We start from the raw sequence: 20,456 nt of genomic DNA on the forward strand, positions 1-20,456 counted from the left end.
CGTATAAATAACATAAAATCTTTTTCAAGGCATCCTTTGGATGTCTGTTTTGTCATGCCTATTTTTAATAGATAAATTTTTTTCAACTTTTTTAATTTTACCTATTGACTTTTAATAGTTAGTCTTTACATTAAATTCCTCTAAGTATTTTTTAATACTGTGTAATTTAGATGCCAATGTTTTATTATAATTGCGACATATAAGGTTTAGATGCAACTTATCAAAACATTCCCATTAACTCTCTGTTAGATAATTCTATACGCTCACCAACTGAAATTTTATATCTTAATGCCGAACCCCACCGTTTGCCAAATCCATAAAACAAATATGCAGTCATATCACTCAAGTCCATACCAAAGAACATCTGTCCATTTTCAAAAAAAGTGTTATCTGTTGATGTATTTGCGATTTTAAAATTTTCAACTTCACTAAAAGCATACTTTTCATACTTCCAAGTTTTCAAACTATCTTTTCCAATACATTTTGCTAAATCAAATTTCTTAGAGGAACAATACTTTGCAATATGACTCTGTGGAAAATCTTCAATGTCGTTATGTTCATCTATAATTGATTTGCATTCGTTCAATAATAATTCAATTATTGCTTCTTCCATATGCAGTTTCTCCTTTCGACATCTTTCGACATATCCATATAGTTCGTGTCGAGCTAGGAACGAAAAATCATTGTATTTTTTCGATATCAATAAACTCGTATCCATATTCTTTTATAGTTTCAATTACCTGATTAAATAGACTTTCATCATCCATAAAGAAAATGTGTGTTGTTTTTGGTGCTGTATATAAACCAATCGAAAAATGTGAACCGCTACAATCAAATTCACCAACATAATTACCGTCTATGTTGCGACACTCTTTCTATTCTGTTTTTCTTTCTGTTATCAATGATAGTCAAAATAGCAACAATGGCAATAACAATAATGCCTAAAAGAGATAAAGTAATCATTTTAAAACTTCCTTTCGCCAAATTTCGACAGTCTTTATATGATTTTGTCAAGTTATGGATGAAAGTTGGCAATATACTCGCTTTGTTCTCGTCCCGAAGGGACATATCGCATTACGAAGTAATATATCGCAATGCAAGGTATATCGCAAATTCCGTCAGGAATTTATATCGCTGAATTCATCTTCAATGAATTAATTTTAGCACATACCAAAAGATAAATCAAGTATTAAAGATACAAAAAATTCTTTTGGTACGAAATCAAGCAAGTTCGTACTGTATCAGTAAAAAACTCCTGTCATGTTCTTATTAACAATATTCGAAAAAACAGAAATGACACCGCCGGAATATATAAGAAGCATCAACAATGATTAAAAACATATTTATATCAAAAAATGACGACTTGCTTTGGCAAGTCGTCATTTTTTCTACCCGTCCTACAGGAGTCGAACCTGCGACCCTCAGAATCGGAATCTGATACTCTATCCAGCTGAGCTAAGGACGGAAATGTATTTTGGTGCACGGCACCATAACAAGTATATTGCAGTGTGACACATAGTATACCATAATTTTATATTTTTGTAAAGGGGTACAGTAACATTTTTTTCGCCCCGACATATTATAATACCAGGAAGGAGGAAAGATATATGGATTGCACAAATACCTGCTGCGGCAACAATAATATCTGGGTTTGGATTCTCATCATTCTTGCAGTGATCCTTCTCGTAGGTATATTCTAAATCAAACTATTTAACGGGAGCCGATTTTTCGGCTCCTTATTTTGTTTAAATCTTTGTGATTTAAAGAACTGCATTATGGCAGAAATTTCCTTTTTGTGATATTCATGGTTTTTTTACACGCAAAAACTTGCAAAATCGCATAATTTCTTGCAAATCGTGTCATTTTTGCATAAAAATCAAAAATAATTTGAAATTTTCATACAAAGCTATTGCAATTCTTTAAAAAATAGTATATAATACAAAACGTTATTTTTTAATTTATTCGGAGGTCTATATGTCTTTCACAAATTCCTATGTAGCAGAGGTTTACGCCAACTGCGAAAAAAGAAATTCTCATCAGCCCGAGTTTCTGCAAACCGTAAAAGAGGTTTTTGAAACTATTCAGCCCGTTATCGACAAGCATCCTGAGTACCAGGAAGCCGGCATTCTGGAAAGAATGGTTGAGCCTGAAAGAGCGATATCTTTCAGAGTATCCTGGATTGATGACAGCGGCAAGGTTCAGGTTAACCGCGGTTACAGAGTTCAGTTCAACTCTGCAATCGGTCCTTACAAGGGCGGTCTGAGATTCCATCCCAGTGTTAACGAATCCATCATAAAATTCCTCGGTTTTGAGCAGACCTTCAAGAACTCCCTCACCTCTCTGCCCATGGGCGGCGGTAAGGGCGGTTCTGACTTTGACCCCAAGGGAAAAAGCGACCGTGAGGTTATGGCATTCTGCCAGAGCTTCATGACAGAGCTCAGCAAGCACATCGGTGCAGATACTGACGTTCCCGCAGGCGACATAGGTGTCGGTGCGCGTGAAATCGGTTATCTCTTCGGTCAGTACAAGCGTCTGCGCAATGAGTTCACCGGCGTTCTTACCGGTAAGGGTATGTCCTACGGCGGATCTCTTATCCGTCCCGAGGCTACCGGATTCGGCGCTGTTTACTACACCGTTGAAATGCTCAAGTATCTTGGCGATGACATTAAGGGTAAGACCTTTGCAGTTTCCGGCTTCGGTAACGTTGCATGGGGTACCGTTAAGAAAATCAACGAGCTGGGCGGTAAGGTTGTTACTATTTCCGGTCCCGACGGCTACATATACGACAAGGACGGCGTATGCGGCGACGAAAAAATCAACTTTATGCTTGAAATGCGCGCATCCTGCCGTAACAGAGTTCAGGACTACGCAGACAAGTTCGGTGTTCCTTTCTTTGCAGGCAAAAAGCCCTGGGGCGAAAAGGTTGACATCATCATGCCCTGCGCTACCCAGAACGAGGTTGGCATCGAAGAAGCTAAAGAAATCGTTGCAAACGGCGTAAAATACTACGTTGAAGTTGCAAACATGCCCACCACCAACGAGGCTGTTGCATACCTCAAGGCTAACAACGTTGTTGTTGCTCCCTCCAAGGCAGTTAATGCCGGCGGTGTTGCAGTTTCCGGTCTTGAAATGTCTCAGGGCTCCATGCGTTACAGCTGGACCGCTGAAGAAGTTGACGAAAAGCTTAAAGGCATCATGAAGAACATCTTCGCCGCATCCGTTTCCGCTGCTAAGGAATACGGCATGGAAGGCGACCTTATTGCAGGTGCAAATATTGCGGGCTTCCTCAAGGTTGCAGACGCAATGTACGCACAGGGCATTGCATATTAATCAGCACACCAAATCACAAAGAATATGCCCCTTGCCGACGGCAAGGGGCATATTTTTATGCTTATTTATTTTTTGAAGCCCTCAAGCTCCTCATAATAGCCCATTTTCTTCATAAAATCAGTGTATTCTTCATAGGTTACACCGTCACCGATTTTTCCCGTAAAGTGATTTATACCCTGCATATCACCCGTCCACTCAATTCGGTAGTAAACCTTTTCTTCTCTGAAGCTGTTTACTGCCACAGTTTTATCGGAAGGAATCTGCGCAGTGCCTTCTGTAATCACTTCATCGGTAAGTGCATTGGTCACCTTGTAGGAAACATTGACCGTCCCGCGTGTGTCGTTGGATGCGCAAAGCTTGATATTTCCGTTTTCATCCGGCTCGTCGCACATCATGCAGAAGGGGTTCTGAGAGCGCTTGATATAGCCATACGCCAGCTTTTTCGTACCGTACCAGTCCACTATCGCATCGGAAACCTGTGCCCAGCCGTCAATGATATTCCACCAGATAATTCCTGTACGGTACCATTTTTCAATACGGAAATGTTCAATGAAGAACTTCATGGCTTCCGCCTGTGATATCTGGCTTTCAAGAGCATATTTTTCTATATCCTCGGGAGCAGCTCCAAAAAGTCTTTCCACCTGACGTGTCATCAGGGGTATGCGATAAGAAAAGCTGTATGTAGGCTCAGGCACAACACATGTAGCATGCGTCAACCATTCTCTGTTGGTGCATATTTTGCCGTCGCCACGGTCATTTATACTTTCCTCACTGATAAATTTACGCAGTGATTCGGGAGAAGGACAGCCGTGATATCCCGTTTCGGAAGCGAAATGGCACACCGACTTTTTATAGTAGTAGTCTCCCTTAAAATAGTCTCTGGGACCCCACAGATGGTTTTCGGATGGGTTTCCGTTTTTAAATGCTTCCTCATCTATATAAGGTGAGCTGGGAAGATACGGACGGCATCCGTCCAGACGTCTGACTACCTCGGAAATAACATTGCGTGTGATTATATTATCGTTGGGGTTGGGTATATTAAAGGGCTTGCCGTTGAAGTAGGGCGCATTGCCTATCGAATCACATTCGTTATCACCCGACCAAAGTGCAAGGCAAGGGTGGTTATGCAGTGCCTTTACCAAATATTCCGCTTCCTGACGCATCAGACGGCAGAAGCGCTCATCCTGCGGATATCTTCCGCATGCCATGGAAAAGTCCTGCCATATGAGAATACCATTTTTATCGCAATAATCGTAAAACGCATGGTCGGGGTACACATTACCGCCCCAGCAACGTATCATATTGCAGCCGATATCCTTGGCAAGCTCAAGACCTCTGAGGTTATACTGTGCATGGCGGGACGGGAAGGAGTCGGTGGGAACCCAGTTTGTGCCCATAACGAAGATGCGTTTACCGTTAATGATGAACTCAAATTTACCGTCCTTACCGGCGCAGGAGGTACGCACCAGTTCAACACTTCTCAGACCTGCCATAAATTCAACACTGTCACATTCCTCACCGTCAAGATACAGCGTTATTTTGCACTTATACAGATTGGGCTCGCCGTAATTTACGGGCCACCACAGCTTGGGATTTAGAACTCTCAGGTCGTAGGTCTGATTGATTACATTAGCCGGCTTTATGTATTCAAAGGAAGAATCTCCGCATACACCCTCATACTTCAATGTGAATCTGCGTATATTTCCCACATCGGTATGCAAACGTGTTTTGAAACGGATATCCATATAATCTCCCTCGCGGGTATGGTTAAGCGAGTAGTAATACTCCTCAATACGGGACTTGTTTTTATATACAACGCTTACCTCCTTCCACAAACCTGCGGTAACGGTACGCGCCATAATATCCCATCCGAACATGTAGGGCGCCTTTCTTACCAGATTGGAATCGTTATCATGCCATATGGAGCTGTTGGTGAAGGAATCACAGGGAATACCTCTTACGTAAACATTAGTGGGAATTATATGCACTACCACCTCGTGCCTTCCGTATGAAAGATTTTCGAGGGGGAATTCATAAGGAATGAGCATATTTTCGGTGAATGCAACAAATTCACCGTCGATATAAATATTCGCGGCGGTATCAATGCCCTCAAACAGCAAAAAGCCGTCCTTGCCGTTATCCTCATATTCGAACTCCGAAAAATACCACAGGTGCATATCTTCAAGCTCCTGCACCTTAAGAATGTTTTCGCCGAAATACAGATCCTCGGGGAGAAGTCCTTCTCTTGAAAAATCAAGTTCAAAGTTGCCCGGCACCTGCGCATTTATGACTTTACAGCCATCAAGTATTTCCTTAGTCGTTTTGGCATCAAATTTGGTTTTTACCACATCGTCATGACGCATAAAACCCATTTTCCAGTTGGTTATCAAAGACTTAATCATTTTAAAAACTCCTTTCAAGTATTGTTATTTGTTTATATTTTACATCTACTTGCTAAAAATTGCACTTTAAATTACACTTTTTGTACGCAATATTTAAAGAATCTGTATTGACAATATTTTTATTTGATGGTAAAATGTATAAAAGAGGTGATGCTTACGGACACAAAGCTAAGGCTCACACGTGACGATCACGTGGAAAAAAGCAGTCATGTTGTTGTAAAACACCGCAGTACGAAATCTTTTCCGTTACACACTCACGATTATTTTGAAATCGAAATAATCACAAGCGGGAATGCCGTACAAAACATAAACGGCAAGGAATACACGCTGGAACGGGGCTGTGTCACACTTCTTACCCCTGCGGATTTTCACAGCGTGGAGGTACCGCTCGGTGAATCGATTACATTATGGAATATATCCATGGATGAAATGCTTTTTCCCGAAAAGCCGCCGGAATACTTTTTCAAAAGCAGCGGAATATGCCACAACATTTCAGATGAGGTTTTTGAAAAAATAGACCTCGCCGCATCGCTTCTGGAAAAAGAGAGTGTATCGGGAAGTCACGCATACAATCTCATTGAATACATACTTTCGCTGATTTCGGACAATTCCGGCAGTGAAAATCCCCCTTACTCTCCCATACGTGAAGCCATAATGTATATTGATACTCATTTCCGTGAGAATCCCACACTCGCTCAAAGCGCTCAGCGTGCCTGCCTTTCCACGGTTTATTTTGGAAATCTTTTCAAAAAGGTGACGGGAGTAACGTATGTGGACTATATAAACACCCGAAAGACCGAGTGTGCCTGCATGCTGATGGAAAGCGGGATGAGTGTTACTCAGGCATGCTTTTCATCCGGCTTCGGTTCCATGTCGGGCTTTCTGCACACCTTTAAAAAACAAAAAGGATTAACCCCGGAGCAATTCAAGCGCTCCTGCAAAAATACAAAACAAAACGGAGGACCCTATGTACACCATTAACAAAATCGCATCCGATCACGTAATCGACTTTGCCGCAGAGGAGCTTAAAAAATACCTGCGCATGATGATGCCCCGCTGCGGAGAGATAGAAATATACTTTTCTCCGGACGCAACCGACGGCTTCCGTCTGGGGCTTCTGGAGGACTTCGGGCTGGATATATCCGAAGCTGACGACCTTACGCTGGACGACATCATTCACATTGACACCACTGCCGAGGGCGGAATTATAGCAGGAAGTAACCCACGAAGTGTATTATTGGCAGTATACCGCTTTCTTAACGAAAACGGATGCCGTTGGCTTTTCCCGGGTGTCGACGGTGAATACATCCCTATGCAGAATATTGTGCCTGTAAAATATCACAAGATGGCTGACTGCCGTTACCGCGGTCAGTGCAACGAGGGTGCGGAAAGTCAGCAGTGCATGCTGGAAACCATTGATTTCTCGCCCAAAATAGGTCTTAACGTATACATGCTGGAGTTTGATAACCCCAAGGTATACTACAACTGGTACTACGACCATTCCTACAACGAACAAAACCGTCCCGCCGAGCACCTTTCGGACGAAACAGTTCTGCAGTGGAAGCGTCAGTGCGAGGCTGAAATTTCCAAAAGAGGTCTTCAATTCCACGATATGGGTCACGGCTGGACTGCAGAATCCTTCGGTATACGTTCCACCGACGGTTGGGTAAAGGACACCGAAAACCCCGTTCCCAAGGAATCCGAGGATTTTCTCGCCATGATAGACGGCAAAAGAGAGCTATACAAGGGCGTTGCTCTTAACACAAACTTCTGCATGTCCAATGCCGCCGCGCGCGAAAAGGTTGTAAAGCAGGTTGTGGCTTACGCTTCTCTCAACCGCAATGTTGACTATCTGCATGTATGGCTTGCCGACGGCTACAACAACCACTGCGAATGTGAAGAATGCCGCAAAAAGATTCCCTCCGACTGGTACGTTATGCTCATGAATGAAATAGACGACGCACTTACTGCAGAGGGCCTGAGCACACGTATTGTATTCTGCTGTTATCTTGACACCACCTGGCCCTGTGAAACCGTGACCATAAAAAATCCCGACCGTTTCACTCTGCTTCTGGGCGCAATTTCCCGCGATTACACCGCTCACGTTCCGCACGAACCCGTTGATACTCCCACCTGGCCATTTAAGCTTAACGACAATCTTCTGCCCACCACCGTTGAGCAGTACAACACCTATGCCAGACAGTGGCAGGAAAAATGCGGCGGTCTCAAGGTGCTTGTGTATGAATACCATTACTGGCGCCATCAGTATTACGATCCGTCGGGAATCAAGCTTGCAAAGCTTATTCACAATGACGTTATAGGCTACAAAAAGAACGGCTTTGACGGCATTATCGAGGACGGCTCCCAGAGAAGCTATTTCCCCAACGGTTTCAGCTACTTTGTTTATGCCTCTACACTGTTTGACAACTCCTGCGACTTTGAAAAGCTGAAGGAGGACTATTTCAGCCATGCCTACGGTGAAGATTGGCGTGAAATATATGCAATATTTGAAAAAGTATCCGAAGGTCTTGACCCCAAATATCTTGAGGGCGGTGCCTTTGAGGCAAGCACAAACGGCGTATTCTACGACCCGACTCAGAAGGAAAAGCTTCAGACGGTATTTGATGCGGCAAAGGAATTTGACAGCTTCATAAAAGACCACTTCACCTCCCCTGTACGTGCACAAACCGCCGCAGTTCGTCTGCTTATCAGATACGTGGATTACATAAGGGCTCTCGCCGAGGCGTTTATTCTCAAATGCGAAGGAAATGATGCCGAGGCAAACAAGGTATACTTTGATTTTATGAAAGAATTCGGAAAGCACGAATACGAAATTGAGCGTTATTTTGACCACGCTCTCGCCACCATGTCCATGTGCAGAATATTCGGTCACATGAGCGCATTCCATAACTAATACAGCAGTAAATAAGTATTTGCAGGGTTGATGTAAGCATCTGCCCTGCATTTTTATTGTTTTAATTAAATATCACCTATTGACAAAACGGTTTTTTTCTGTTATAATGACTTTGTGAATGCAAACGTTTGCATAAAGGCGGTGAAAAAATGAAGCAGGCCAGCAGTACACTTAAGCACATAGCACAGGAATTGGGAATATCCGTTTCCACAGTATCGCGTGCACTCAACGGCAAAAGCGTTATAAGCGATGAGACCCGAAAAAAGGTGCTTAAAGCAGCTGAAAAATACGCTTACTCCCCCAACGAGGTGGCACGCTCGCTTCAGAATTCCTCCACTCACACAATCGCCGTGGTTCTTCCCGATATATCCGAAACATTTTTCGGCACTATTGTCAAGGAAATAGAAGCGGTTGTGGAGCAATCGGGCTATATGATAATACTTGCCGACACTCACGAAAACGCCCAGAACGAAAAAAAGTATCTTGATATGCTGTTCCAGCGACGTATTGATGCGCTTGTTCTGGCAACGGTAGATATAAGCGGAGATACGGTAAAGCAGTTTATTTCAAACGGCACTCCCGTTGTATTTATAGACAACATTCCGTCACCGGACGGTACTGACGCAATTACCATTGACAACCGCGCCGCAGGACGTATAGCAACGGAATACCTCATAAAAAGCGGTCACAGACGCATTGCAACAATAATCGGTTCACAGCAGGAAACCACCGGTATACAGCGTTTGGAAGGTTACCGCGAAGCGCTGACAGACGGCGGACTTGAATACGACCCAAGCCTTGTGGAATACGGCGATTACAAATTTGAATCCGGCTATCAAGCCATGGCTAAGCTTATAGAACACCGCCAAGAATCCCCTTTTTCCGCAGTGTACGTAACATCGGAAAAAATGACCTACGGTGCACTCCGCGCCATACGTGACAAAGGACTTAATGTGCCCGAGGATATTTCAGTAGTAGGCTTTGATATACATAACCTCACCGACGACCGACGCCGGATGATAACCACGGTGCGCCAGCCCGAAAACGAAATCGGCAAACAGGTCGGAGAGCTACTTCTCAAACGCATTGAAGGCACAAGTGTCCACCAAAACAAAGTATTTTTACAGCCTTATATCGAAAAAGGCGACACAGTAAAAAAAATATAAAGCGGTTTAGTACCGTTTATATTATAAACAGTTATGCAAACGTTTGCATAACACGGCAACCATAAAAATCAATATAAAGGAGACACATTATGGCATACTACAACCTTAAGGAAACCGAAAAAAGAATTGCCGCTGTCAGAGAGATTCTCAAGGCTAAGAATCTTGATGCGGCACTCGTCTACTTTGATGAACTGAACGTTGCTAATGGCTGGTATCTCACCGGCTGGTGCGGTCAGTTTGAAAAAGGCTCCGTACTTGTTCCCGTTGAGGGCGAGCCCATACTGCTTGGCGGTCCCGAGTCCGAGCCGTTTGCAAAAATGAACTCCGCTGTTACAAAGGTTCGCTGCTTCCCCGTATTCATGGTACCTGATGAGGAATATCCCAACGCTACCATTATCAACTTCAAGCAGCTTAACGAAGAGCTCAAGAGCGAAGGAACCGTGCTTAAGCGCATCGGCTTTGTAGGTACCGCAACCATCCCCCATCAGGTTTACTGCGACTTTGCGGAAGGCTTTGACGGTATAGAAATGGTAGACATTACCGACGAATACGAAACAATGCGCGCTTACAAGTCCGAATGGGAAGTTGAGCAGATTCAGCAGGCTACCGCACTTTGCGACATTGCATACGATAAAATGATGGCTGCCATCAAGCCCGGCGCATACGAATTTGAAGTTGCTGCCGCAGGCGAATATGTTTGCCGTGTAGGCGGTGCAACAAGCTTTGCTTACTCTACCATAGTTGGTTCCGGCGAACGTGCAAAGGCAGTTGTTCCCACTGCAACCAACAAGAAGATGGAAGACGGCGAGCTGGTTATGATAGGTATCGCTCCCCGTTTCAACGGCTATGCAGGCACATTCGGCGACACCATCCCCGTAAACGGTGTATACACCCAGAAGCAGAAGGATCTTCTCAACCACATGCGTGAAACCTTCCGTCTCACCAGAGATATGCTCAAGCCCGGTATGACAGGACGCGAAATCGACGTTCCCGGCAGACTGTACTATGAAAAGCACGGTCTCAAGGACTATATCGTTTGCCCCTTTGCACACTCCATCGGTCTTATGGAGGCTGAATCTCCCTTCTTCGGTCCCAACGGTGACTTCGTTCTCGTTCCCGGTATGACCGTAATGGTTGACGTAAGCTTCTTCGGACATCCCGACCTGCACGGCGGACGTATTGAAACCGGCTTTGTAATCACCGAAAACGGATGCCGTCCTCTCTCGCCCAAAATGTGCGACTACTTCATGAAGGATCTTTAATTAAAGGAGAAAAATACAATGGCAGAAAAGGTTTTAGGATATCAGCACTACATGTTCATCGACGGCGATCTGCCCGGCAACGGAGACGATATGACTCTCCCCGGTCATGAGGCTATGATGATAACAAACAAAAACACTGTTGATGCTCACATAATCGTTAACATTTACTTTGAAGACAAAGCTCCCGTAAAGGGTCTGCATCTGACCGTCCCCGCAGAAAGAGTTATTTGCATAAGAATGGATAATCCCATCTGCGAAGAAAACTATCAGATACCCAACGGTCAGTATTCCGTTGAACTGGAAAGCGATATTGCTGTCTGTGCATGCTACGGAAGACTTGACAGACGTCACAATCTCGGCTACTACTCGACAGGCTACTGCGCAATCTGACATATAAAAGCAAACCAAAAAATGCTGAACGCTTTGGCGTTCAGCATTTTTATTTTGTTAACTTCCGAAAAGAACGGATGCGGAGACTTCGTTGTCCTCGCCTTCGGGTATTTCGGCAGGTGCGTCCTGCTCGGGCTGAGCGGGCTGTTCATCCTGCTGAGGCTGAGCATCGTTTTCGATCTGTACATCCTGCCCGATGTTCTGATTCTGTTCTGCTTGGTCATTCTGCACCTCGTTATCCGAAGCGGGAGTGCAGGAAGCAAGCAATGCGGCACTACACAGCATAACAGCCGCAATAACAAGCAATAAAATTCTTTTCATTCTTACTCTCCTTTTACATTTATTTATCGGTATAATTAAAGCTTTTCAATAAAGCATCCGCCCATTATACCGCTGGGTTCGAGGTAGGCCTCCATCTTGTTGGCATCGGAATTGTAAACAGTCAGTGCTATTTCATTTTCGCCCTTTTCAAGGTTGATTTCAGAAATATAAGGTGGCTGTATTATGCGTCCGTAAGCCTTGCCGTTTACCTTTATATCCACAACGTCGCGTACATCGCCGAATGAAAGCATATACTTTCCGCTTTCCTTTACATCTGCCGTAAGCTTATAGGTGACGGCACCGGAATAGAATGGCTGTCCCTGTACTTCCCAGCCCTTTTCAATGCTGAGAGTTTTACGGCGTGCACAAATCGCAACAGTCTGTTTTTCAGGCACAAAAAGCTTGAGATTATATGTACTCCACGCACGCTTTGATTTTCCTTCACTCTGAATATCAGCGTCAAAATCGCCCTCAAGCGCCATATAGTCATGGGAGGTGAAGGGCGCGGTCTTGAAGATAGTCAGCGTGTGTTCTCCCTTTGTGACAGTAGGAAGCGCATAAAGCAGGTAGTTCTCGTCGAAGCGTCTGCCCATTACGGGATAAAGTGTTATGCCATCCAGTGTTACGCAGGTTATCAGCTTTTTCACGACAGTGGGAATTACAAGTGTCAGACCATCAAGCTCGTCCTTTGCGGTAAAGGTGAAATCAAGCTGCGGATCGTTCTCGGTCTTGACCGCAGGCTTTCCGTCACATGTAAAGCTGTCGAGAGTTATCGAGTTGGCTCGGTCAAATTCGACCTGTGCCTCGCTCTCAAGCTTAATTGTCCGGACAGGCTCATATATTTCGGGGATATCGTCATAGGTTGCGGAGATATAACGAACATCTCCGGGGTAAAGTCTTATTTTCTTTTCTCTGCCGTATGCCGTTATAACGCCGTTTATAGGCTCGGTTTGCTCGATATTGGCGATAAATGTAAACTCCTCGCCGTCGATTATACGGCGGGTAAAGTGAGGGGTGCCCTCGCCTTTGTAGCATACATCACATTCAATAAGCTTTTCAAGCTTACAAAGCTCTTTTTCGCTTAATACGGTAATTCCTTTGGCTTTAAGACCTTCAAGCTCTGCTTCGCTCAGCTCATAGCCTGCAACAACAGCCACTTTGAAGCCGTAATCGCTCTCAATAATATTTTTTGTATCACAGATTGTAAAACCGTAAGGCAGACGGTTAAGCTGTTCAAAGGCATCAAAATACTCCTCAGTACGGAGAATATTGCGCCATACTGCCTCGGTGGGGTCAATAAGCACTATGGGGAACACCTTTTCGCCCTTAGCAAGCAGGCAGGCAAGAGATGCCATATTGTCGTTAAGCTGCTTTATGGAATAATCGTGCATGGTTGCAGGGGAAAAGTTGGGTGGTGCAAAAAACTTTGTATATGTACGGAAGCGGTGCTGGTACTGATGCAGAACTATAAAATCCACACCCTGCATAAGCTGATATGCCGCAATGTGAGACAATGTATGAGGCTCGGCACCAAAATTGGAGGCAGCAAACATTTCACACATAACACCCTTTTTGCCGTGCATAAACGCGGCGGCTTCCGCCTGCTTTGCGCGCAGGTCGTATCTTATCTGTGCAAAATTGGTCATTTTTTCGGTAGTCTGAGCCTGTCCCCACACCACATCGGGAGTATAGTAGAACTCAGTCTTCATATGCTTACCGCCATCAATGGCATAAAGCTCCTGGTCGGTTCCCGGATAGTCGAAATGCTGCTGGAGGTCGGAGAAACGTCCTTCGGTCAGAGGAGAAGTACGGGGAGTGTCCTTGTAGAGAAAAGGAGAAGAGTCGCTGGTATGACCGGTAAACAAAAGACCGTTTTCGTTAAGCCATTCATGCTGGGTCTTGAACCATCTCTGCACGGTAATACCCGCATGCTCCCAGTAATCCACTGCCTGTTTTATGTCCTTACGCTCAATTATCTGAGGAATGTACGGCATAATGTCATAACCGTATTTTTCCCTGAAGGTTTGTTCAAAATCGGTACACCAGGGGAAAAGGTTGCGCTGAATGCTGTCCGGGTTGAACAGAACCTGAGGCTGAACACGGCGGTTATCTGTGTCGGAGAAAAAGCCTTTAATGGGGTCGCCAAAGTACTGACCCACGTGCTTTTTATATTCCTCATAAACGAGCTTGATAAAAAGCTCTGCCGAAAGTGCTTCTTCAAAAGCGGGGAAGCCCCAGTCAACATCCTTTACACAAGGCTTGCCGTTTTCCATGACTATGCGCTTGGCTTTAAGATGTGGCGCAAGCTTCTGAACGCGGCCCGCAACATCTCCGGGCGGATAGTCAAAGCCGCTGTTTATCCACATTTCAAAGCCTATATCTTTGCAGGCTTTTGCGGCATTGCCCACCATCTCAAACCAGTCCTCGGAAAGATAGTTTTCCTCATCAAAGCCGTTTATGGGCTTATTGAACAGCACGATGCCTCCGAAGCCTTTTTGCTTCATGTCAAAAAAGGATTTGTACATTTGCTCATAGGTCAAGTCTTTTTTGTCAGAGGTAGTTATAAAATAAAAGGGTTTTGAGCGGTAATGGAATACTTCTTTTTCACTTAACGGGTATTTCATACGGACATCCTTTCATTTATTTCGTATTATCACGGATATATCTGACAATATCCAGCGAATAATCAATTTTTTTCATAGGGGTCATTATGTAGTAGCCGTCACAGTCATTTTTAATGCGGTCAATAATGGAGCAGGCATAGGATACGCAAATCCTTCTGACCTCATCGGACGGCTTATCCTTTAAGCTTTCCACAAGCTCGGCGGGGATTTCTATGCCGGGTACCTCGTTATTCAGAAACAGTGCGTTTTTATATCCCGCAGGTGGCATAATGCCTGCGAAAACCTTGCAACCAAGCTCTTTTTTGGCTCTGAAATAGTTCTCAATATTTTTGTCGGAAAAAACAGGCTGTGTGAAAAAGCCCTGTGCACCCTCGCGCAGCTTGCGTTTTGCACGGGTCAATTCATTATCAAAATTATTTACATTAATATTCAGCGCACCGTATATCCCATAAGGCGATTGCGAAAACACCTCACTGTTAAGAGTACTGATATAATTTATCAGTTTATATGAGCTGAAATTGAATACATTTTTGGAATCGGCACGCTCGGTTTCAGTCATTTTGTCGCCCGTAATTGCAAGCACATGACGAACTCCCTCAATATTTGCGGCAATAAGCCCGCCTTTTATGGCGATACGGTTTTTATCGCGACAGCATATGTGGGGAACGGTAGGTATATCCGCAAGACGCTCTATCATCGCGGCAATATGCAGACTGTCGGCACGTGCACTGCCCATAGGAGAATCGGGAACAGTAATAACGTCCGCGCCTGCCTCCTTAGCCTTACGCGCCGCTTCTATTATAAAAGATGCATCAGTGTTCATAGGCGGACTCAGTTCAACAGCAATAAGTGTGCCGTCGCTTCCCAGAACATTACGTGCCGCAACCTTTTCGTCAGGCACGGCTTGGGCAGACATACCGTACACATCAATTGCGGAAATCCTCTTTGCAAATGCCTTTATATCAATTGGGGTTGTACCGCAACAGCCTCCCACCGCCTTAACGCCTGCGGCGGCAAGCTCGCACAGCTTCGCGGCAAAGTACTCCGAGCGCTCCTTGCCGTAGGAAGTGCCTATGGTTTTAACGGGATAACCCGCATTCGGCATTGCAATAAGTGAATATTTAGAAGTATCAAGCTGTTTTATAAGAGACAGCATGTGTGCAGGACCGCAAATGCAGTTAAGCCCCACAAAGTCCGCGCCCAATTCGCAGGCACATTCGATAAGGTTCTTATAATATCCGCCCGACTTTGTAAATCCGTCCTGAGTGACCGCAAAGGAAACTATTATAACAGGCTGAGATACCTGCTCCTTTATATACTCAATTACCTCTTTAAGGGGCTGTGCCTCGTGCTGGGTTTCAAACAGAAAATGTGTTCCGCCGCAACGTATGAAGGTGTCCGCAATATTTACGTATTCGTCGCGTCTGTTTTTGCCGTATACGGGGCCGATATCGCAGTAAACCTGCACAGGTGTATCTTTCGCCGCCTCACAGGCAATTTCAAAACCTCTTCTGATTATTTTCTCAATTTGTTCACGATCGGGGATAAGGTTGATATTTGCACCGAAGGTGTTTGTTTTTATAGCCTCGGCACCGCTTTCTATGTATTCCCTGTGTATTTCGAGAACGGTTTCGGCATCATACAGATTGGCAAATTCGGGAATACGTATTCCGTGGTTAAAGGCGGCAAAATACGTTCCGAACGCGCCGTCAAACACTATGGGTCTGATATTTGCCATACAGCTTTACTCCTGTTCGTAATATTTTCTGTACATAAAAAATGTAACCATTGACAGCGAAATAAGATACACCGCAGTGGATATGTCAAAAACAAGAAGCCTTATAGTCGCCGAAAACAGCATTTCAAAGACCTTTATTATACCAACCGTAACAAGAGAAACGGCGTGCACGAATGCGGAAAATCTTATATACACAGAAGCCTTTTTATCCAAGGACACCATAAAAAAATATGTTGCGGGAAACAAAATAAAAAGCTTTGCCAGAAGTACTATTCCCAACGGTATTGAAATGATGGGAAAATTGAAAATAACAAGACCGTATATTCCGACCAGCACAATAACCGCAAGGTACAATGCGCAATACACCGCAGAAGCGGCACAAACTATTCTTTTTACAATTCCCTTTTCATACATTACATGACTGGCAAAGAAAAATACCAGCAGTGAAAAGAAAACCGACAGCGCAATATAGTCGAGCGACCCCATTCTTATACCCATTCCGGGTATTCTTCCGTAAACTATGGCGGGAAGAGTGTTAACGGTAACAAAGATATACATGGGCGAAATCAGCGAATACACAAATACGCCAAATGTAACGCTCATGGAAAGCTTCTGGAAAAACACATTTTCATTCAATGTTTTTCACATCCTTTTATGGTTTGGTTTTATGCATACAGGCAGGATTTTAAAACGAAATACAATATGATTACCACACCCAGTGCAATGCGGTACACGCCAAATGCCTTGAAATCATGCTTCCTTACATAGCCCACAAGGAATTTCAGTGCCAGTATTGACACAACAAAGGCAGTAATCATGCCTACGGCAAGTATCATAAATTCATGCGCGGTAAAGCCGAGGCCGTGCTTCAAAAGCTTGAGTGCGCTTGCACCCAGCATAACGGGAACAGCCATAAAAAACGAAAATTCCGCCGCAACATATCTTGAACAGCCGAGTATCACAGCGCCCAGTATGGTAGTGCCCGAACGGGACGTACCCGGTATAAGTGCCAATATCTGGAACATACCGATAAGAAATGCGGTTTTGTATGTAAGTGCAGTCAGCGCATCCGTAGCGGGCTTACGCAGCTTATTGCGGTTTTCGATAACAATGAACAGTACACCGTAAATTATAAGGGTTGCCGCAACGGTGTAAGGGTTAAAAAACACCTCGTTGATTTTGTCGTCAAACAGTACGCCTATAACACCCGCAGGAATAACAGCGATTATAACCTTGAGCCAGAGGTTATAAACCTCTTTTCTTTCGGACGCGGTTTTGGAGGGCGAAAACGGAAAAAGCTTGCTCCAGAACAACACAACAACAGCCAGTATAGAGCCGAACTGAACCACAACCTCAAACATTTCGGCAAAGCTTTCACTTACAAGAGTTCCCGTGAATTCCTGCCAGATTATAAGATGCCCCGTACTGCTGACGGGAAGCCATTCGGTTATACCCTGTATTATACCCAGGATAAATGAGTTTATATAGTCCAGGAATATTTGCATAAGCTACTCCAATCCGAGCTTTTGCCTTAATGTGGCTATTTCCTGCAAAAGCTCTCCCTGATTTTTGAAAAACATATAGTAACGTTCCTCGGTACACAGCAGCCTTACCGCCTTACGCACGGCACGCTCAAAGCTTTTTTCACACTTTTCACGGCAGTTGGCAAGCGGGCAGAACGGTGTACCCCGAGGGTCAAGCATAAGCCTTACTTTAAGCCTGCCGTCCGTTTTTTCCACAATGGGGAAATACGGAAAAATACGGCATCCGAAAGGTCTTACACCGCGTTCGCCGGCACAGTCGGCGTCACACTTCAGATTATATTCGCCGTCGGTATATTTTATTTCAAAATCCTCACGACCGCGAAACAGCATTTCCTCATCCGGAAGAAGCCATATCTCGCCCTCACCCTTGCAGCATGCTTTATTGCAAAGCGTTCCGCAATCGTATCTGAGAGGCGTTTCCTTTTCAAGATATTCGTATGCTTTTTTTATTATCATGGTTATTTCACAAACTCAAATTCAAAGTCGTAGATATTTACGGTATCGCCATCTCCCGCGCCCGCTTCCTCCAGCATTTTTATGACACCTGCGTTGCGCAGTACCTTCTGGAAGTAGGACAGTGACTCACGGTCGTCATAGTTGATGGAGTTGACAACATTGAAAAGTCTTTCGCTTTCCACATAGTACACACCGTTCTCAAAGCGTATCTCAATCTTATCATCCACACTCTTGATTTCAGGCTCGTACTCAGGCTCGTAAACCTTTATGGGCGGAAGCTCGCTCAGTTTTTCGGCAACAAGGTGGATAAGCTCGTTTATACCCTCGCCTGTCGCGGCTGAAATGAATACAACCGGGTAGTCCATCTTTTCGCAGTATTCAACAAGCTCTTTTTTCAGATCTTCATCCACACCGATATCGCACTTATTTGCGGCGATTATCTGCGGGCGGTCTATAAGCGCCTCGCTGTAATTGATAAGCTCGGAATTGATTTTGTCCAGGTCATCAATAGGGTCTCTGCCCTCCGAGCCGGACATATCCAGAACGTGCACCAAAAGACGGCATCTGTCAATATGTCTGAGAAACTCATGTCCCAGTCCTGCGCCCTCTGCCGCGCCCTCGATAAGTCCCGGGATATCTGCCATTACAAAGCCTTTGCCCTCCTCACCCGTGGAAACAACACCCAGCATGGGGGAAAGCGTGGTGAAGTGGTAATTTGCGATTTTGGGTCTTGCGGAGCTTACCAGCGACAGTATTGTGCTCTTGCCCACATTGGGGAAGCCCACCAGACCTACGTCCGCCAGCATTTTCAGCTCCAGAAGCACCTCACGCTCCTCGCCCTTGAGACCGCTTTTTGCAAAACGCGGAATCTGTCGTGTAGGGGTTGCAAAGTGACGGTTTCCCCAACCGCCGTTTCCGCCCTTTGCGGCTACAAATCTGCCGTCCTGAGCCATATCAAATATGATTTTTCCGCTTTCAGGGTCTTTTACAAGTGTTCCCGGGGGAAGCTTTATAATAAGATCATCTGCGGTTTTGCCGTGGAATTTGTTGGGCTTTCCGTCCTCTCCGTTGGATGCCACAAATTTTCTGCGGTATCTGAAAGGAAGAAGAGTGTTTTCTCCCGTATCCACCTCAAATATAATGTTACCGCCCTTTCCGCCGTCGCCGCCGTCAGGGCCGCCGTGGGAAATGTATTTTTCGCGGTGGAATGCCACACAGCCGTTTCCGCCGTCCCCTGCTTTGATATAAATTTTAACCTTGTCTATAAACATATTTTATTCCTCTGCCTTTACAAAGCCTTCTTTTTCGTCGTATTTGTAAAGTCTTATGACCGTACCGAAAATATCCTCATTTCTGTATGGCTCTGACATATAGAAATATCCGTCGCCCAGCGATATCATACCCGTGCTTCCGTGCGGAAAACGTGAACCGTATATGCCTGTTTTTTCATCACACTCAAAAACCTTCGCAAGAGCCATGGTCTCATGCTCTTCATTTATTCCCTTAAGCATTTCTTTTACGGGCTTTTGTGTACGGTCAAAGGCAAACATTGAGTAGTTGGGGAATTCAGGCTTTTTGCCTCTGTAAACTGCCGCAAACATATATCCCGTCACGGGGTCGTATTCCAGATTCTGAACACCGTAATTGGTATTACCGGTGTACACAAAATACTTACTGTCCGGCTTTTGGGGTCCGGAGGTGTGAACATTGTTCTGGTTAAGCGGCTGAGCATACTTATCCCAGTCCGAAGTATCATATCTTACCACTATCTGGTAGTCGTTGTCACTGCGTTCAAGGTCGCTGTATATTCCGTAGGCAACGTACAGATACTTTTTACCGTCTTTTTCGCCCGGCAGGGGTGCAAAGGTAGTACCGTCCATACCCGCACAGCCGTAGGTGTGTCCCTCGGCAGAAAAATCATTATACACCTCATGCATAAACACGGTGGTCATAACATCATCATGTTCGGCACTCATGCCTATGCGGTCGATCTTTTCAACATCAAACGAGGCAATATAAAATGCGTTACGGTCGATTGCTCTTCCCGTAGAATTTGCAATGCCCTTTCCGATGGCATCATCCTTATATTCAAGTGTTCCGTATACTTTGCCGTCATCATAATTGTAGGCTATACATCCCAGATGGCCAAGAAGTCCCTTTACCGTGCCTATAATATTGCCCTTCATATCGGTTTTTACAAACTCGGTGGTAAAAGAAAGATACATGTATTCCCTCTTTGCATCCACCGCAATACCCTGCACATGGCTGTGGCCGAAGCCGGAAACGTCTATGTTATCGGTATATTTCAT

16 protein-coding genes and 1 tRNA gene are annotated in these 20,456 nt (G+C 44.8%); 6 read left to right on the forward strand and 11 right to left on the reverse strand.

Going from position 1 to position 20,456, the window contains the following annotated elements; genetic code table 11:
* Nucleotides 1-220 precede the first annotated feature (220 nt).
* Together E7588_09515 and E7588_09520 are read right to left on the reverse strand one after the other, a co-directional pair.
* Nucleotides 221-613 carry a hypothetical protein gene (locus E7588_09515; GenBank protein ID MBE6689489.1) on the reverse strand — a complete coding sequence of 131 codons (393 nt, stop codon included), beginning with the start codon at nt 611-613 and terminating at the stop codon, nt 221-223.
* 778 nt (nt 614-1,391) lie between these two features.
* Nucleotides 1,392-1,465: transfer RNA gene (locus E7588_09520), tRNA-Arg, on the reverse strand.
* A gap of 509 nt (nt 1,466-1,974) precedes the next feature.
* Between E7588_09520 and E7588_09525 the strand changes: the two genes are divergently transcribed.
* Entirely contained in the window at nt 1,975-3,330 is a 1,356-nt protein-coding gene (locus tag E7588_09525) for an NADP-specific glutamate dehydrogenase (protein MBE6689490.1), read from the forward strand.
* A gap of 65 nt (nt 3,331-3,395) precedes the next feature.
* Here the strand turns inward: E7588_09525 and E7588_09530 are convergent, their stop codons facing one another.
* Entirely contained in the window at nt 3,396-5,732 is a 2,337-nt protein-coding gene (locus E7588_09530) for a hypothetical protein (GenBank protein MBE6689491.1), read from the reverse strand.
* 126 nt (nt 5,733-5,858) lie between these two features.
* On the opposite strand from E7588_09530, the gene E7588_09535 reads away from it, so the two are divergent.
* The 5 genes from E7588_09535 (at nt 5,859) to E7588_09555 (ending at nt 11,464) form a co-directional block, all read left to right on the forward strand.
* A complete protein-coding gene (locus tag E7588_09535) occupies nt 5,859-6,713 on the forward strand; it encodes a helix-turn-helix domain-containing protein (GenBank protein MBE6689492.1) in 855 nt (284 codons plus the stop codon).
* Nucleotides 6,700-8,646, forward strand: coding sequence for a DUF4838 domain-containing protein (locus E7588_09540; protein MBE6689493.1), 1,947 nt, complete (start codon nt 6,700-6,702; stop codon nt 8,644-8,646). Before E7588_09535 ends, E7588_09540 begins: the two co-directional genes overlap by 14 nt.
* A gap of 149 nt (nt 8,647-8,795) precedes the next feature.
* Nucleotides 8,796-9,812 carry a LacI family transcriptional regulator gene (locus tag E7588_09545; GenBank protein MBE6689494.1) on the forward strand — a complete coding sequence of 339 codons (1,017 nt, stop codon included), beginning with the start codon at nt 8,796-8,798 and terminating at the stop codon, nt 9,810-9,812.
* An 89-nt stretch (nt 9,813-9,901) separates the two neighbouring features.
* Nucleotides 9,902-11,074 carry an aminopeptidase P family protein gene (locus tag E7588_09550; GenBank protein ID MBE6689495.1) on the forward strand — a complete coding sequence of 391 codons (1,173 nt, stop codon included), beginning with the start codon at nt 9,902-9,904 and terminating at the stop codon, nt 11,072-11,074.
* 18 nt (nt 11,075-11,092) lie between these two features.
* Nucleotides 11,093-11,464, forward strand: coding sequence for a hypothetical protein (locus E7588_09555; protein MBE6689496.1), 372 nt, complete (start codon nt 11,093-11,095; stop codon nt 11,462-11,464).
* A 57-nt stretch (nt 11,465-11,521) separates the two neighbouring features.
* Here E7588_09555 and E7588_09560 read toward each other — a convergent pair whose 3' ends face one another.
* From E7588_09560 to E7588_09595, 8 genes are read right to left on the reverse strand one after another with little or no spacing between them, the layout of a single operon-like run.
* On the reverse strand, nt 11,522-11,785 hold the full coding sequence (locus E7588_09560; protein ID MBE6689497.1) for a hypothetical protein: 264 nt from the start codon (nt 11,783-11,785) through the stop codon (nt 11,522-11,524).
* 35 nt (nt 11,786-11,820) lie between these two features.
* A complete protein-coding gene (locus tag E7588_09565; protein MBE6689498.1) occupies nt 11,821-14,409 on the reverse strand; it encodes a cadherin-like beta sandwich domain-containing protein in 2,589 nt (862 codons plus the stop codon).
* 16 nt (nt 14,410-14,425) lie between these two features.
* Nucleotides 14,426-16,147 carry a bifunctional homocysteine S-methyltransferase/methylenetetrahydrofolate reductase gene (locus E7588_09570; protein MBE6689499.1) on the reverse strand — a complete coding sequence of 574 codons (1,722 nt, stop codon included), beginning with the start codon at nt 16,145-16,147 and terminating at the stop codon, nt 14,426-14,428.
* A gap of 6 nt (nt 16,148-16,153) precedes the next feature.
* Nucleotides 16,154-16,783, reverse strand: a complete 630-nt coding sequence (locus E7588_09575) for a hypothetical protein (GenBank protein MBE6689500.1) — start codon at nt 16,781-16,783, stop codon at nt 16,154-16,156.
* Between the two features lie 29 nt (nt 16,784-16,812).
* Complete coding sequence (locus E7588_09580; protein ID MBE6689501.1) at nt 16,813-17,652, reverse strand: undecaprenyl-diphosphate phosphatase; 840 nt, start codon at nt 17,650-17,652, stop codon at nt 16,813-16,815.
* 3 nt (nt 17,653-17,655) lie between these two features.
* Nucleotides 17,656-18,147 carry a hypothetical protein gene (locus E7588_09585; protein ID MBE6689502.1) on the reverse strand — a complete coding sequence of 164 codons (492 nt, stop codon included), beginning with the start codon at nt 18,145-18,147 and terminating at the stop codon, nt 17,656-17,658.
* A gap of 2 nt (nt 18,148-18,149) precedes the next feature.
* Nucleotides 18,150-19,418: a GTPase ObgE gene (gene obgE, locus E7588_09590; protein MBE6689503.1), complete on the reverse strand. Its 1,269-nt coding sequence runs from the start codon at nt 19,416-19,418 to the stop codon at nt 18,150-18,152.
* Between the two features lie 3 nt (nt 19,419-19,421).
* Nucleotides 19,422-20,456: a hypothetical protein gene (locus E7588_09595; GenBank protein MBE6689504.1), complete on the reverse strand. Its 1,035-nt coding sequence runs from the start codon at nt 20,454-20,456 to the stop codon at nt 19,422-19,424.

The sequence above is a fragment of the Oscillospiraceae bacterium genome, assembly GCA_015065085.1.
Lineage (GTDB): Bacteria > Bacillota > Clostridia > Oscillospirales > SIG627 > SIG627.

Coding starts and splice junctions, on each gene's coding strand:
- E7588_09540 (MBE6689493.1), top strand. CDS start 6,700: ATGTACACCATTAACAAAATCGCATCCGATCACGTAATCGACTTTGCC.
- E7588_09560 (MBE6689497.1), bottom strand. CDS start 11,785: ATGAAAAGAATTTTATTGCTTGTTATTGCGGCTGTTATGCTGTGTAGT.
- E7588_09580 (MBE6689501.1), bottom strand. CDS start 17,652: ATGCAAATATTCCTGGACTATATAAACTCATTTATCCTGGGTATAATA.
- E7588_09535 (MBE6689492.1), top strand. CDS start 5,859: ATGGTAAAATGTATAAAAGAGGTGATGCTTACGGACACAAAGCTAAGG.
- E7588_09545 (MBE6689494.1), top strand. CDS start 8,796: ATGAAGCAGGCCAGCAGTACACTTAAGCACATAGCACAGGAATTGGGA.
- E7588_09530 (MBE6689491.1), bottom strand. CDS start 5,732: ATGATTAAGTCTTTGATAACCAACTGGAAAATGGGTTTTATGCGTCAT.
- E7588_09555 (MBE6689496.1), top strand. CDS start 11,093: ATGGCAGAAAAGGTTTTAGGATATCAGCACTACATGTTCATCGACGGC.
- E7588_09550 (MBE6689495.1), top strand. CDS start 9,902: ATGGCATACTACAACCTTAAGGAAACCGAAAAAAGAATTGCCGCTGTC.
- E7588_09595 (MBE6689504.1), bottom strand. CDS start 20,456: ATGAAATATACCGATAACATAGACGTTTCCGGCTTCGGCCACAGCCAT.
- E7588_09565 (MBE6689498.1), bottom strand. CDS start 14,409: ATGAAATACCCGTTAAGTGAAAAAGAAGTATTCCATTACCGCTCAAAA.
- E7588_09585 (MBE6689502.1), bottom strand. CDS start 18,147: ATGATAATAAAAAAAGCATACGAATATCTTGAAAAGGAAACGCCTCTC.
- E7588_09515 (MBE6689489.1), bottom strand. CDS start 613: ATGGAAGAAGCAATAATTGAATTATTATTGAACGAATGCAAATCAATT.
- E7588_09525 (MBE6689490.1), top strand. CDS start 1,975: ATGTCTTTCACAAATTCCTATGTAGCAGAGGTTTACGCCAACTGCGAA.
- obgE (MBE6689503.1), bottom strand. CDS start 19,418: ATGTTTATAGACAAGGTTAAAATTTATATCAAAGCAGGGGACGGCGGA.
- E7588_09570 (MBE6689499.1), bottom strand. CDS start 16,147: ATGGCAAATATCAGACCCATAGTGTTTGACGGCGCGTTCGGAACGTAT.